This is a genomic window from Demequina mangrovi (genome assembly GCF_000759715.1).
GTDB lineage: Bacteria > Actinomycetota > Actinomycetes > Actinomycetales > Demequinaceae > Demequina > Demequina mangrovi.
Genome location: NZ_BBLU01000015.1, coordinates 15419 through 30411, shown reverse-complemented (window position 1 = coordinate 30411; position 14993 = coordinate 15419). Strand labels below are relative to the sequence as shown.

The window sequence follows — 14993 nt, the reverse complement described above, 5'->3', positions numbered from 1 at the left end:
GAAGCTGGCTTGCGAGCGGGGTCGGCTAGGGCAGATCGACGACTTCCACGCCCTTGGCATGGAGGCTTGAGAGTCTTTGCCGCATATTGGATGCGAATGCGGCGTCGCTGACGATCACACCAGCTTCGAGGTTTCGCTCGGCGCCTGCGGTTGAGAGATTCGCGCTGGTCACGAACGCTCTGCGGGAGTCGACGATCACAACCTTCGAGTGCTGGACCCCATATGAGCCGCCGGGCGGCCGATAGGTCCAGAACCGTGCCCCAGAAAGCCTCTCGCGAAGCATTGCAGCCGTTGCACCCCTGTTGACAGACGAGTCCACGAGCAAGGTCGTCTGGACCCCCCGAGCGATTGCTCTCCAGAGCGCGTCGACGAATGGTGAGTCCGACGTCGCGGAGAAGGTCGAAGCGAACACGTCCTCCTTCGCGTCGTCGATCAGGTGCGCGAGCGCCGACGTGGTGTGGTCGCCGTCGCCCTCGAACGTGGGCCCGCTCCAGACCGCCCTGATATCGGTCGCGTTTGCATCGGCGGCCACTGCGAATCCCCGCAGCACTCCCGCAAGAACGGGACCGCCCACCGCTTCATGAGCGGCCCGCAGCGCCGGCCGCGCCGGCGAATCGGCCGGCAGCTTGTCGAGCGCCTTCGACAGCCGTCCGTCGATCTCGAGCCCCGACGCGATCTTCAGAGCCAGCGCAGGCGAAAGCGCGGAGGCGAGCTCGACGAACGGGTCCGCCATCAGCCGGCGTCCACCGTCACGCCGGCCAGCAGCGGGGCCACGTCGAGCGACCCGCCATGCAGCCCGAGCACGAAGCGACGGTCCAGGAACCGGTTCGCGCGCTCGCAGGAGGTCTCGGACAGGAATGCGCAGAAATGGCACGCCGCACCGTGGAGGAAGTCCTCCTGCCCCTTGGGCACGCGGTGCGCGCAGATCGGGTCGGACGAGCATCGCTGTGCACGATGCAGCGCGTCGTGCATCACCGATTCGAGCCTTTGCGTCCGCGCAAGGTCGACCAGTCCGCCGAGGGTGCCTTCGCTGTCGGGCGACGTGGTCGTGATGAGGATGCCGGCCGCCGGGTCGCGGCCCTCCGAGGCGCGCCACGCATAGAGGCGCTCGGACAGCGACGCCGAGCCATACCCGCTCGACATCGCCATCTCGCGGATCAGCAGGTGCGACAGTGTGTGCAGTGCCCAGTAGCGCGGCGGCGGCATGCGCTCGTCGGCGTTGAGCACGACCGCGGTGCGGCTCTGCCGGCGCTCGAGGTTCCGCTCGTGCGCCGCGCAGTGAGCCGCCCACACGTCGCTTCTCAGGACCGCGGCCTCCCACGCTGCGACATGCTCCTCGTCGAACCGCAGGAAGACGCCCTCGCCGCGATCCTCGGTGGCGGGGACCCATGCGGGCTTCCCGGAGAGCGCGATCGGGGCGATCCGCGTCGCGTCGTCGCCCACCCGATCAAGCGCATCGATGCGTGTGAACCCGATGAAGGCATTCGCCTTCCGGATGCGGTCGACGGCGACCACCTCGCCCACCACCGGACTGAGGGACGATGCGACGGGCACCGGATGCACCTTGAAGCCGTTGCGCCGGTCCTCGGTGAGGAACTCTGTGGGGTGGGTGAGCGACTCCCATTCGGGAGCGAGCAAGTAGTTCGGGTCGTAGCCGATGGGCTCGGCGGACGCGGGCACCACGGGCGGAAGATCGCCGCGCGCGATCTGCACCGCGGTCCAGAGCTCCTCGTCTGTGATGCCGTCGAACTTTCCGGTCATGACCTTGGGTCCGAACTTCTTCCATGCCTTCACATCGTCGATCGACTGCAGGTCGGCGAGCTGGGCGGGCGGCAGGCCGAGGACCTCGGTGACCGTGTCGGCCGGCTGGGGAACCTTGCGGGACGGCAGCACCAGGACGCTGACGGTCGCGGGGAACCACTGGTTCGCCGCGCCGAGCAGCATGAGTCGCACCTCGCCCTTGCACGGGTCGTCCGCGGTGGCGTAGGAGGGCAGGTGCGGGTGGCGTCCTCGGCAGTTCGGCAACGATGCCTCGCCGCCGGCCCGCGTGAGCTCGGCGACGTTGCGCCGCGCCTTGCAGTTGACGCACTCGATCGACACCTGGGGTCCGAGGTTCGAGCGCCACTCGAGCATCCGCATCTTCGGCTGCGCGACGCACTCCTGCCGGTGCTTGTCGGCACCGTGGACCCAGTCGACGTAGGGGAACTCGTCGAGGTGCCCGTTCGTGCACGCGATCAGGTAGCGCGCGGGGACGGCGACGCGGGCGCGTGCCTTCTGGCTCGAGACGCCCTGCTTGTTGAGACGTCCCTTGCAGCCCCGGTGGATGAACCGCGCGAGGTCGGGACGATGCTTGCGGGTGTTCTCGAACTCGAACGCGGTGGCGGACACCGGCGCGAGCATGTCGCACCCCGTGCACCTGAGCCACTGCGGGAAGACGCGAGTGGGGATGCCGATCGGCGTGGTGTCTCCGCCGAGCTCGTCCGGCAGCCACGGCGGCTGGCGCAGCTCGCCGACCTGGTTGCCGAGCTGCCGTCGGACCGCCTCGAGCAGGCGCGGGACGAGCACGAGAGGCGGTTCGCCACCCATGCGCGCATACGCCTTGTCCCATGCATCGATGCCCTGGGGCATCACGGCGGCCTGCGGGAGGTCGACGGTCGCGCCGATGCCGGACGTGAACAGCATGGCGTTGGGCCGGATCGACCCGACGCGCGCGCGGTTCTTCGGCTCGCCGGCACCGGCATACGGGTCGGCCACATCGCCCGCGACGCCGACTCCCGGCTCGGGGGCGACCGCGGTCGGGGGAGCGGCGGTGGTGTTGTCTTCGGTCACTTCGCATCCTTCTTCGCGGTGAACGTCCAGGCGGGAGTCGTCGCGGTCGGCGGTTCTGCGAGCTTGCCGGGGAATGGCGACACGAGCAGGTCGATCTCCGGCTGCACCTCGCGCATGGAGTTGGCGACCTGGAAGAGCCGGTCGCCCTCCTCTCCGATGCTGTCCTCGGGGCTCACGAGCAGCGGCGTGACGTGCTGCTGCGGCAGGGTCTTCTTCGCGTACGTCAGTGCGCCGGACTGCGCGGTCGCCTGATCGGTCCACTTGTCCAAGCGCAGCACGAGCTTGCTCTTCATGCTCGCCGACGCGTCGGCGTCCTCCTCGCCGGCAGCGACCGACACGCGGGCGACGAGCTTGTCGACGAGCGCATCGATCTCCGCGCGACGGGAGACGATGCGGCCCGCGCCCGCGTTCGCGTCGGGGGAGAGCGACACGGCGGTCTCCTGAGTCGCCTCGACCACGCGGGCAGCCGACACGATCAGCCCCGTCAGGCCGCGCTCCAGCGCCGCCTCGGAGAACGGTGTCACGGACAGCGCCTCCACGTTCGCGTAGAAGGTGTCGTGGTAGTGCTCGAACTGCTCGTAGTGCGCCATGTCGCGCGGCCGTGCGCGGTTGGCAAGCGTGACCACCAGGCCCGGCTTCTCGCCGTCACGGCCGACGCGGGACGAGGCCTGGATGTACTCGGCGGTGTTCTTGGGCTGCCCGACGATCATCATGAGGCCGAGCCTCGGGACGTCGACGCCCACCTGGAGCATCGAGGTCGCGAGCACGACGTCGTAGGGGCGGTCCCGGTAGGGGACGTCCTCACCGGCGCGGAGCCTCGCATTGATCGCCGCGCGACCGGATGTCGTATCTTGATCCGCTTCGAACGTCGACGCCAGATGCGTGAGCGTCTTGCCGATCTGAGCGGAGGAGATGCGGGAGGTGAGCTCCCCGATCTCAAGCGGCGTCCGTCGCCTCGGGTACTCGCTAGACCGGTCAGGATTGCTCACGCGGGTCGTGACGTCGTCCTCGAGGTAGCGGCGCATGCCCGCGAGCTCGCGCGTGGCCGAGAAGTAGTCCACTAGCGTCATGTACGGCTCGGCCGCGGCGCCGTGCTGGTCGAACAGCTTCTGCCCGGCGAGGAGGAGGATCTCGCTGAGGCGGATCTCGGCGAGGGTCAGGCGTGCCCCATGCAGGCAGACGCCGAGGTAGCGGCGCCCGGGCGCCTGATCGAGCGGCACCTCCTTCGAGAAGAACGTGTCGCTCACGCTGAGCACCTGCGGCGGGAACACCTCCACCTCGCGTGCGTAGAGCCGCTGCACCTGCTCGGCGGCCTTCCGCACCGTGGCGGTGGATGCGATGACGAGCGGCTTGACGGGCTTCGCATCGTCGCCGGTGCCGAGCTCCCAGCTCGACAGGACGTCGACCGCGCCCTCGAACAGCCCGACGGCCGTGCCGAGCGCGCCGGTGATGAGGTGGAGCTCGTCCTGGATGATGAGGTCCGGCGGGCGCAGCCGCCCGACCGGCGCGACCTGCGTCGGAGGGTACGTGCGACCGTTGGCGTGCGTGGTGTTGTGGGAGTCCGCTCCGCACACGGTCGAGTCGGTATCGAGGTGCTTGTAGCCGTGGCGCGGGCACTTCTTCGCGACGTAGCCGAACAGGCTGGCGGCCTCTCCCTCGCGGGCGAGCCGCGCGAACTTGTCCACCGTCGCCAGCAGGAAGGTAGGCGGGTGGCGGTAGATCTCGTCGTCCACGGTGAGGACCGGGAGCCCGACCTCGGCAGAGCCGCCGGCAGCGAAGGGGCAGCGGCCGCGGCGCTCACCGCAGTAGACGCGGATGCGCTTCTCGACGCCGTCGGCCTCGACGTTCGCCTTCGGGTTGATCGCGGTGCCGCACCAGGGGCAGTGGTCGAACTGGAGGACAGTGAGGCCGAAGGCGGAGTTGCCATCGCTCTCGCGGACGTCCTTCACCTGCTTGGCCGCCTCGGAGTACCGCTTGGGGCTGACGCTCGATCCGACCCATAGCCCGATGGTGAATGGCGCCTCGCCCCATGTCGCCGGGTCCTCGCGGCGCACCAGCTCGGCCGCGCACATCAGCGTGGTGGCGCGCAGGAACTGCTGCGACGTGAGCAGCCTCAGCGTGTACCGCATGAGCACCGCGACGCCGTCGCCGCCGTCGAGCAGCCCGTCGGGGGTCTCGACCTTGCCCTGGAGACGACGGATAGCGAAGGTGAACGCCGCGAGCCCGAGGTACGCCTCGGTCTTTCCACCACCGGTGGGGAAGAACAGCAGCTCGGCGCGCGCGAAGTCATTGGAGCGTCGCACGTGGGTCGGGTCGACCACCGACGGGAGCTGCATGAGGATGAAGGCGAGCTGAAACGCACGCCACGATGCGGCCTTGTCGCCGCGCGCGTCGACGGCTGCGACGGCCTCGGCGACAGATAGGTCCTTCTGCTCGATGCGCAAGGCGGCGACCTGCGATCGGAGGCGCTGATCGCGCATCGTCCTGTTCATGAAGCGGAACGCCTGCTGAGCCTGCGTGGAGGACACCAGCAAGGCAAGCCCGGCACGGAGGCGGGTCAACGCGGCCTCGCCGTCCTCAAGGCCGATGCGGCCCTGCTCCTGGAGCCATGCGGGAAGCTCGGCGTTCTCGGCCTCCCGGTCGGCGAGCCAGGTGCCGTAACCGTCGATCAGGGGGGTGAGCCCCGAGGTGAGCTCGTCGGGAGACGCCTCCATGAGGGCGCGCATGCTCAGCACGGCGCCGGGCACCGCGGGCGCCTGGGTCTGCGGGACCTCGGCGGTGGGCAGCCACGTGGTCCGTACCGCGGTCGCGCGGCGCGGGTCGGCGGTGGAGACGTCCCATTCCACGGACGCGGTCCGGCCGACCGCGAACTCGAGGTGGTCCCGGTACAGCAGGTCGAGGCGTCGCACCTCGGGGTCGCGTGAGGCGCGGTCGGTGATCATCGCGTCGCGTGTGGGCAGGAAGACGTCCCTGCCGTCCGGATCCGAGACCTCGAGCTCCGCCTGGAACAGCCACAACTTCGGGGGCAGCTCGATGCCCGTGACGGCGGTATTGAGCAGCGCCGCCTCCACAACGCGGCGCCCCTCGTAGCCGAACACCTCGACCGAGACCCGCACGTCGTCGGCGACGTCGCGCTCCACCGAGCCGCCGTCCGCGATCAGCGAGATGTCGATCTCGGCCGTCTTCTCGAAGGCGGTGCGGTCGTAGAAGGTCTGGATCTTGCCCTGCTCGTCCGCCTCTCGGCGTGCGGCGTACCGTCCCCACCGCGCGGTGAACCGGAGCACGCCCGTCTCCGCAGGTACCTGGAACCGCAGTCCCATGGACGAGGGCGCGATGATCTTCGACTCGGGTCCGCGGTCCTCGTCGGGTTCCTTCGCCGCGGCGTCGCCGACGGCCTCATCCTCGTCGGCGGGAACGCCCTGCACCTCGTGAGCGGTCGACAGGTCGGTCACGGCGAGCGACTCGTCCGAGCGGACATCGCTGGCGCCATCTGCGGTCGTGTCCTGAGTGGACGATGCGGTGGTCGCCGCGCCGTCGAGCAGCGCGATCGGCGCCAATGCGCCGGCCAGGTAGCGGGCACGGGGCGTGCCGACGATGGTCTCGTCGGGTCCGTCCCACGGCCCAACCAGGTCGCGGGCGATCAGGTCGCCGAGCTCGTCACGCACCTGCGCGGACGTGCCCGCAATCGGAGTGGTCACTAGAACATCGCTCCTTCGGGCTTCGCGGTGTCCGCGAGGGTCTTCGCGCGTGTCGACTTCGTACCGTGCTCAGATGTGACCCCGGCCGTTGCGCGACGATGGTTCTCGGAGATCAATCGTTCAAGGACCGCCCGGCGCGACGAGTCGTCAAGAGTGAAGCGAGTCAGGTTCTTTCGGGTGTGGAAGTCATACGTGGGTTGCAGGTCCGACCAGCCGAACGCCTCAAGCACTGCCCCGTCGAGCGCAACGAGGCTTCCGCGCAAATCGGCGACGCTCGCGTCTGAGTTTGTGCTGTCGTTCATTGCATTGACCGCGGATCGGAGGCCACCAAGCGCATCGACGCAGGAGTCCAGACTCTCGCGGAACTCCTTGATCGGCGCCAGGTTAGGCACATTGCCGGTCCACGGGAACGTGTTCGAGAGCCTTCTCGGTGCATAGCTGGGATCGTCGCGGGTTGTGGCTCCGTATTCAACAACCCAGTGATAGTGGAGGCTGGATGCGATCTGGCCATAGATCTCCCACGTTCCGTGAGGGAACACGATCACACCCATATCGAACTTCATAGCGGGGTCGACCCAAGTTGGCATGAGCAGATTGCTTGTCCTCGGGATCGCGATCGCCCGACTCGAAGTGCTCAGTTCCTCGTATAGCGCCGTGGCAGAGCTCTCGAAGTGCCACCACGACTGCGCAAGCCGTGGCTTGACTTTGGGGCGTGAGCGCCACGGCCGCTGGTGCGCCATCAGGTGCTCCCAAAGGGGTTCTACCAAGCGTGCTTCCTCTTCGGACAGGCCGTCCAGATCAATGATGTACTCCTCAGGCTGACTGACGTCACCCTTGGAGAGGTCTGAGGCGCGGACGTAGGGCGCCAGATTCGTGCCGACCGATGGATGCTCCTCAAGCCATCGATGCGCTACGGCAGTCGGTACTCGGAACCCATCCCCATTTGGATAGGTCCCGACATAGGCGGCAACGGGGATGGGCTTGGGCGGTTGCTTCGGCTCCATCGGAACGCCCACAGAGCTGGGCAACCGAGTTCTCTGAATCCAGAGTTTGATCACCGACACGCTCGCGCCTTTGGGTCCCCAGTCGAAGGGCGCGCTCGCCGAGATCAGTCGACAACCTGACGCAAGTACCTGATCAAGCCCGACGATCTTGGTGTGGGATTGGACCAGGGACTTCGTAGCGACGACGCCGACGGTGCCGCGGTCACGCAGCAGCATGGTTTGGCGGAGGAGGAAGTATGCGGCGAGGTCTGCATCGCCAGATTGGCCGTTCGCTACACAATTTTGCGCGAAGTCGCGCAGGTTCTTCCCGAAGTATGTAGTGATCTTCTTGCTGTGGAGGAACGGTGGGTTGCCGACAACCGCATCGAAACCTCCGTGCGTGTGGATCACATCCGGCGCCTCAAGGATCCAGTGGAGCGGTTTCCATCGCGCCTCGCCGGTGTCCACCGTCGGCGTGAGCCCGCGGTCGGTGATGGCGTCGAGCTTCGTCCGGTCAGGCACGACATCATCGCCGTCGGGGTAGGCGGCTCGCAGCGCATCCGCGAGCACCACGTACTTGTCGTCGAGCTTCGTGCCCGCCTTGCCGCCCTCCAGCAGCCCGGCCGCGATGATGCCATCGGCGACGTCACGGAGCTTGGCCGTCACCTTTTCCGCCTGGGCGAGGAGCGCCTGCTTCGCCTTGGTCGAGCGCATGCGGTCGGCGTCGTCGACTTGCCCGGACGCGAGCTCGCGGCGGATGCGCGCCGCATCGTCCAGGTCCTTGTCGACGTCGAGGCGCAGGAGATCGCCCTGGCCGCGGCGCCGCTCAGGGTAGATGTGCTGCGCCTTGAGCTGCTCTTCGGTGGTGACGCCGAGGAGGGAGTTGCCGTGGAAGACGCGGTCGTCGACGAACGAGAACGGCTTGCCGGGGTCCATCGAGATGAGCCACAGCGAGAGCTTGCACATCTCGACGGCCATGCCGTTGATGTCGGCGCCGTAGAGGCAGCGTGCGACCACCTCGCGGACCGCCCACCGCTTGAGGTCGGCCTCGCCGCTGACGTCCAGGCCCTCGTGGGCGCGCGCCTCGATGAGCCGGTCCGCGAGGAAGCGTGCCGCGGCGACGAGGAAGGCACCGGAGCCGGCCGCGATATCGGCGATCTTCAGGTCCAGAATCTCGGCCGATGACTTGAGCTTCCACTCGCTGCTGTCCTCCGTGTCGAGCGGACCGGGGGAGTACACGAGCGGCTGCAGCGCGTGGAGCACCACCTCCTCCGCGAGGGACCGCGGCGTGTAGTGCGTGCCCGTGTTGGCGCGCTGAGGCGATTCCGTCATGACGAGGCCGCCGGCGGGCACGACGTAGGGGAACCCGCGGAGGTCGTTGCGGATCAACCCGTGGAAGGGCTGAAGCCGGGCGGCGAGGTCGTCGTCGCCGAGGAGGGCGTGCCTGAGACGCGTGCGCGCATCCGCGGCGGCGTCCGCATCGTCCGCTGCGAACGCCTTCGCGATCTGGTTCGCCGTCTTGGGCTTGGACTGCTCCTGGGTCTTCTTCAGGTGGTCGACGAGGCGCTTCGCGAAATCGGCAGGGGCCGATGCGGACGCGGCGATGGTCTCCAGCTCGGTGAGCGCGATCTCGGGCTCGAACCCGGCCTTGCCCTGGAGGCCGACGGTCACCTCGGGCACGTACTCGGCGGAGTAGCCGAGCAGGCCCTCGTAGACATATCCGATCTGTTCGACATCGAGATCACGGAAGGACAGCTGCATCGCGCCATCCTCGATGGTCTGAACTGCTCGCAGGACCGCCAGCATCGCGCGGTCCGTGAGCCGCACGCGGAGGCGTCCACTGGCGTCGGTTGCGTGCAGCCACGGGAAGCGCGACGGGTCGAACAGCGACCCGCCGTAGGCGGGCATGCGCATGTCCTGGAACGTCGCCCCGCCGAAGACGGCGTTGCTCGCCGCCAGCAGCCGGTGCCACGTCTCCCACGAGTGATCGAGCGCCTCCACGGAGGTCGAAGTCGCCTCCTGCTGAAGCCTCTCCCGCACGGAGGAGATCGCGTAGGAGGTGCGGTACAGGTCGTGCTCGGGGAGCAGCCCGCGCTCCTCGGCGAAGAGCAGGAAGACGATGCGCATGAGGACCGTGACCGCACCCTCGTAGGCCGCCTTCGGGTCGGCCGGGAGAGGTGACTCCTCACCCGCGGCGATCGCGCGCAGGTGCGTGTCCGACATCGACTGGAGCACCAGCTCCACCGCGCGCCGCACCTGGTCGCCGAGCGCCTCGGTGATCTCCTCGGCGCTGGCGACGCTGCGCTCGAAGACGAGCCGGAGACGCGTCTCTGGCTTTCCGCCGGCGATCGAGGTGTAGCTGGCCAGGGCCAGGAACGCGTCGCGGCTGGGGCGCTCCTCGCGCCACAGCAGGGCGTCCCACACGCCGCTCGCGGTCGTCACGTCCTTCGCCGCGGACACCAGGGCCCACCAGCGCCCGTCGGTGACGATGCCGATGCTGACGCCGCTCTCGCGAAGCAGCGCCGCCATGCGGTCGATGGCGTTCGCCGACCAGCCATCCGTGCCGGGCGACCGGAGGTTGCTCGTCCGGTCGACGACCGTGACGAGCGCCGCCGGTCCGTCGTCGCCGGTGAGGGTGGCCCACGGGTGCACGGTGACGGCGCCGTTCGGTGACTCGGTGGCGATGCCTTCCGGCGCGAGCGACAGATCATCGGACCAGTCCAGCAACGTGCGGAGGACGGCCTCGACCCAGCGGTCGCGCGCCGCCGCATACGTGGCCTCATCCGAGTTCCACGCGGATGACCACCGGACGAACTCGTCGACGAACACCGCGTTGACGTCATCGACGCTCGAGTCGGGCTTGGGGAGACCCGAGGGGTAGAACGACTTGAGCGCGGCCTTCGACAGGAACGGACCGTCGCTCTCGATCAGCGACAGCCACTCCCACACATCAACGGGCACCGGCGGCCTCCAACTTCTCGGCGTCTTCGGGGGTGAGCGCGAACACGAGCGCGGCGACGAACCTGTGCGGCTGCACATCGCGATAGCGCCGCTCGACCGCGTCGCGTTCGGTATGCAGTTCATCAGCAAGGTGCGACAGGCGGGTGCGGACTCGCGCCAGATCGGTCTCGCGCTGTCTCTTCTCCTCGGGCAGCTGGAAGAGCAGCTCCTCGCCCGTCGCGCGTGCCTGCTCGGCGGCGGCGAGGGTGCCCTCCAGGGTGGAGCGGAACCGAGAGAAGATCTCCTCGACCGCGGCGAGATCAGCGTCGCGGCGTGCCTGCAGATCCTCCTCGACCTCGGACCGAAGCCGATCCGCGCGCCGGTTGATCGCTGTGATGACGCGGCTGCGGAGACCGTCCGTGTCTCCGGCCTCGGCGGTCCACTCGGCCGCGAGGCTCTCGAGGACCGTAGGCGACGGTTGCCTCAGCCGGGTGCCGTCCAGGGAGGAGGACAGGAGGTCCTCGGCTTTCTCGATTCCCAGCTCCTGGCGGCGGGACAGTCGCGTGCCTGCGAGGAAGACCTCCTCGTGGAGGCGGGTGCCGCCCTCGCCGACGAGCACCAGGCGCGCGACGCCGGCGGCGAACGACTGGTCCAGGCCGTCGATCACCACGGCGCTGACGCCCCGGATGTGCTCCGTTCGCGTCCACACCTGACCGCGGAGCTCGCGAGCCGCGCGCTGGATCAGCGGGTGGCCCAGGTGCGCGTACACGACATCCGTGCGATGTCGAGCACGCTCCTCGTCGAATGTGATGGGCCGCATCACGTCCTTCGCGAGGCGCGTGGCGAGTCCCGCGAGCGCCGGAACCCAGGTCTTGGAGAGCCCTGCCGGCACCTCGAAAAGCTGCGCCTCTTCCCGCGGGTCGTAGACGTCGACGAGCTCCGGCTGACCCGAGATGCGGAGGCCCTCCTGCAGAACTCGGAGCAGGTTGCCTTCGTGAAGATGCATCCGGTCACGCGAGTCCTCAAGGCGCTCGGCAAGGCGGGTGAGGCTGCGACCGAGCGAGTGCTCCGCCTGAAGCACCCGATTGATGACCTGACCCCCGGCGTCGGCCTGCGACTTGCGTGCGGGTGCGTCGCCGAAACCGAGCTCCCGCTGGAGGTCCGGCGCGATGATCTCGTTCGCCGAGACGCCATCGTGCTCGGAGTTCGCGATCTTGCTCGCGAGCCTCGCAAGCAGATCGTTGTCCTTCGCGTAGTCGGTGGTGTTCTGCTTGCTGGCCCGCGGGTGCCACACCAGCGGGGTCTCCTCCTGGCCGTACCGGTCGATGCGGCCGATGCGCTGCTCCAGGCGGTTCGGGTTGAACGGGATGTCGAAGCTGACGAGGCGGTGGCAGTAGGTCTGCAGGTCGATGCCCTCGCCCGCGGCGTCGGTGGCGAGCAGGATCCGGACCGGCTCCTCGTTCGGCGGTGCGGTGAAGCGCGCGCGAATGTCCTCACGGGTCTCGGCGTCCGTGGAACCGTCGATGACCGCGAGGCGGTCCCCTCCGAGCCCACGCGACTCGAGCACGTCACGGAGCCACTCGAGCGTGGTGACATACTCGGTGAAGATGACGATCCGCTCGTTGGTCCAGCCGAAGCCTGGAATGTGAAGCTCGCCCTCGATCAGCTTGATCAGCGACGCCAGCTTCGAATCGGGCTGGCCGTCGTAGCCGTTGCCCCACGCGATGAGCTCCTCCAGATCGACGATGTCCTTCTGGGTCAGCCCCACCTGAGCGCGCTTCGCGTTCCTCAGCGCCTCGAGCTCGGGCTGCTCCGCGCGGCCCTCCTCCTCGTCAGACGCTTCGTCGCCCAGCACATCGTCATAGTCGGGCAGCCGCACGTCCTCGTCCCCACGCGCCTGGAGGTAGGCCTGGGCCGTGGCGGCGAAGGCGACGGGGGAGGAGAAGAAGCGCTTCTTCAGGATGATCGTCGCGAGGTCCAGCGCCCGCTTCCCGCGCTCCTGCTGGACCGCGGCATTGCGCCGACGGGTGAACGCGATGAGCCGCTCGTAGGCCTCTGACTCGTCGGCGGTGGGGTCGAACCAGAGCGGCTTGACCTCGCGGAGGCGGAAGCCCTCGTCGGGGAGGTCCCGCTTGAGGCGCCTCACGGCGACCTGCTTGAGCGCCTGCTCGTCGAGATCGGCTCCACGCGCGAAGCGCTGCGGGTCGATCATCTCGAGCAGCGCCGTGAACGACTCCGTGTAACCGTTGTGCGGGGTGGCGCTGAGGAAGAGCCGGTGCTCGCACAGCTCGGCGAGGCGCCGCACCGCGATGGTGCGCTGGCTGTCGACCGCATACCGCGCCTTGTCGGCGTTCGCTCGGCTGGGCGTCGCGGGGGCGATGTGGTGAGCCTCGTCGACCACGAGGACGTCGAACGCGCGGCGATCGGCCGTGCGCGCATCGTTAACGCTCGCGTACACCTCTTCGAGCATGCGCTCGGCGCGCGGCGACGGGAGCCACGACATTGACACGATGACGCGCGGGTACACGCGGAAGGGGTTGGCATGCACCCCGAAGGTGCGTCGGAACGTCTTCATCGTCGCGGAGTTGACGATCTCGAACTGGAGGCCGAACTTGTCGCGCAGCTCCTCCTGCCACTTGATCACCAGGCCCGCGGGGCACACGACGATCACCGAGCGCGCGCGGTGGCGAAGCAGCAGCTCCTGGATGACCAGGCCGGCCTCGATGGTCTTGCCGAGGCCAACGTCGTCCGCGAGAAGCATGTTCGCGCGCGGGGAGTCGATCGCGCGGCGCAGCGGCTCGAGCTGATACGCCTCGACGGAGGCGCTGCTGCGGAACGGCGCCTGCAGGGTCTTGGGGTCGGCGCTGGTGAGCGCGCCCCAACGCAGGGCGTCGACATAGGCGGCGAAGGTGGTCGGGTCGTCGAACTGGTTGGCCCGGAGCGCGGTCGGGAGCCCCTGCTCGTGGATGACCCTCTTGCCCGGTTCGAGCTCCCAGATGACAGTGAGCTCGCGGCCGTAGTGGTCCTCCTCGACCGACTGCATCGTCACCGCGTGCTGCAGCTCGGCGCGACCATCGTCGGCGCTGCTCCGCGGCAGCGACTGCGCCGTCACGTCGGTGACCGTCCATCGCGCTCCGCGGACGTTCACGATGCTGCCGGTCGCCGGCACCTCGACGGTGTGGGACGCCTTGTCCTCGATTGCGGTTGAACTCGTCATCAAGTTCCCTGCCCCCAGTTCTTCACTTCGCCAGTGTGGTCGTTGATTCGCGCGAGTCAACCCGACGCGGCGTCCTCGTGGTCGGCTTCGTCCACGGTGCTGGTCGTTTGTGCCAGGTATGTCCCGAAGACGGCCGCTGTGAGCGCCGGCGGCACCGCGTTGCCGATCATCGTCGCGAGCGCGCCTCGGGTCGGGCACGGTGAGAAGTCGAAGTAGTCCGGGAATCCCTGGATGCGCGCAGCCTCGTGCGCCGTGAGTGCACGCGGGCGCTCCGGGTGCATGTACCGGCCCTGGCCGATGCTTCCGAAACCGCTCGTGATGGTCTGTGCGGGCTCGTCCCAGCGCAGGCGGCCATACATCGACTTGTACGAGTGCTCACCCTGGTGGCACGTCGGGCGTAGCTCGTTCGGAAGGTCGTAGAGGTCGTTGTCGAGGAGGTACTGCATGCGCTCCTTGTTCGCGGCCTGGGCCTGCGGGGCGCGGTCGATCGGGTTGGTCTCGTCGGCGTCGAGGATGTCGCCGATGGCCCAGCGGAGGTCGCGGCGCGGGTGTTGGGGGAGTGCGTCGAACACCTCTATCGGCGTCGTGGCGTCGTCGCTGTGGATCGCGAGCAGTATGTGGCGGCGTCGCTTCTGTGCGACGCCGAGTTTGTCGAGCTCGATCACCTGGTCCGCGACGACGTAGCCGAGTTCCGTGAGGTGTGTGCGGGCGCGCTCGACAACGCCCTCGCCGTCATGACGGTCGTTGAGGACGGCGGGCACGTTTTCGATGAGAATCGCGCGAGGCTTGAGCACCTCGGCGGCGCGAACCATCCGCAAGTAGAGGGCGTTCTTGCCGTCGACTCGCCGCGTGTGGTTGTTGAGGTTGCTGTGTCCCTGGCATGGTGGGCCGCCGAGCAGAATGTCTACGGTGCCCGTGGTCGTCGCGGTGCGCTTTTCGGCGAGCGTGTGCGGCGTACCGAGGTCGCCGTCGAAGTAGTCCTCGACGGGAGCCGTCTCGACGCGGTCGGCGAACGGGAAGTTGGTCTTGTACACCTCGGCCGCCAGCGGCTCGAAGTCGACTGCGAGGGGGATCTCAAGGCGCAGGCCGTTGCCCGCCGCCGCCTGGGCGATACCCAGCGTGAGGCCGCCGCAGCCCGCGAAGAGGTCCACGACCCGCAATGCGCTGCGTCCTCCGACGAAGCTCGGGACTGCGCGCATGCGCAAGGGGTGGGAGGGCGACTCAGCATTCATTTGTCACGGAGTCTAGGCGCAAGCCATCGACTCCCATGGAAAGACCTGACAACAGCGGAGGGACGGGCGCACGCCCCTCGGTGCGCCGGCTTCT

At 68.4% G+C, this 14993-nt stretch carries 6 protein-coding genes; all 6 read right to left on the bottom strand.

Annotated elements, in window-relative coordinates; all coding sequences use genetic code 11:
• Nucleotides 1-25: 25 nt before the first annotated feature.
• From drmC to TR42_RS11555, 6 genes are read right to left on the bottom strand one after another with little or no spacing between them, the layout of a single operon-like run.
• Nucleotides 26-733, bottom strand: a complete 708-nt coding sequence (gene drmC / locus TR42_RS11580; RefSeq protein ID WP_052406028.1) for a DISARM system phospholipase D-like protein DrmC — start codon at nucleotides 731-733, stop codon at nucleotides 26-28.
• Nucleotides 733-2829 (bottom strand): DUF1998 domain-containing protein, encoded by a 2097-nt coding sequence (drmB, locus tag TR42_RS11575; RefSeq protein ID WP_236623437.1) that lies wholly within the window; start codon nucleotides 2827-2829, stop codon nucleotides 733-735. The genes drmC and drmB overlap by 1 nt, the downstream gene beginning before the upstream one ends.
• A complete protein-coding gene (drmA, locus tag TR42_RS11570) occupies nucleotides 2826-6527 on the bottom strand; it encodes a DISARM system helicase DrmA (RefSeq protein ID WP_052406026.1) in 3702 nt (1233 codons plus the stop codon). The genes drmB and drmA overlap by 4 nt, the downstream gene beginning before the upstream one ends.
• Entirely contained in the window at nucleotides 6527-10471 is a 3945-nt protein-coding gene (locus TR42_RS11565; RefSeq protein WP_042216016.1) for an Eco57I restriction-modification methylase domain-containing protein, read from the bottom strand. Before TR42_RS11565 ends, drmA begins: the two co-directional genes overlap by 1 nt.
• Complete coding sequence (gene drmD, locus TR42_RS11560; protein WP_042216014.1) at nucleotides 10461-13667, bottom strand: DISARM system SNF2-like helicase DrmD; 3207 nt, start codon at nucleotides 13665-13667, stop codon at nucleotides 10461-10463. Before drmD ends, TR42_RS11565 begins: the two co-directional genes overlap by 11 nt.
• 56 nt (nucleotides 13668-13723) lie before the next feature.
• Nucleotides 13724-14818, bottom strand: coding sequence for a DNA cytosine methyltransferase (locus TR42_RS11555; protein WP_052406023.1), 1095 nt, complete (start codon nucleotides 14816-14818; stop codon nucleotides 13724-13726).
• Between the last annotated feature and the right edge of the window lie 175 nt (nucleotides 14819-14993).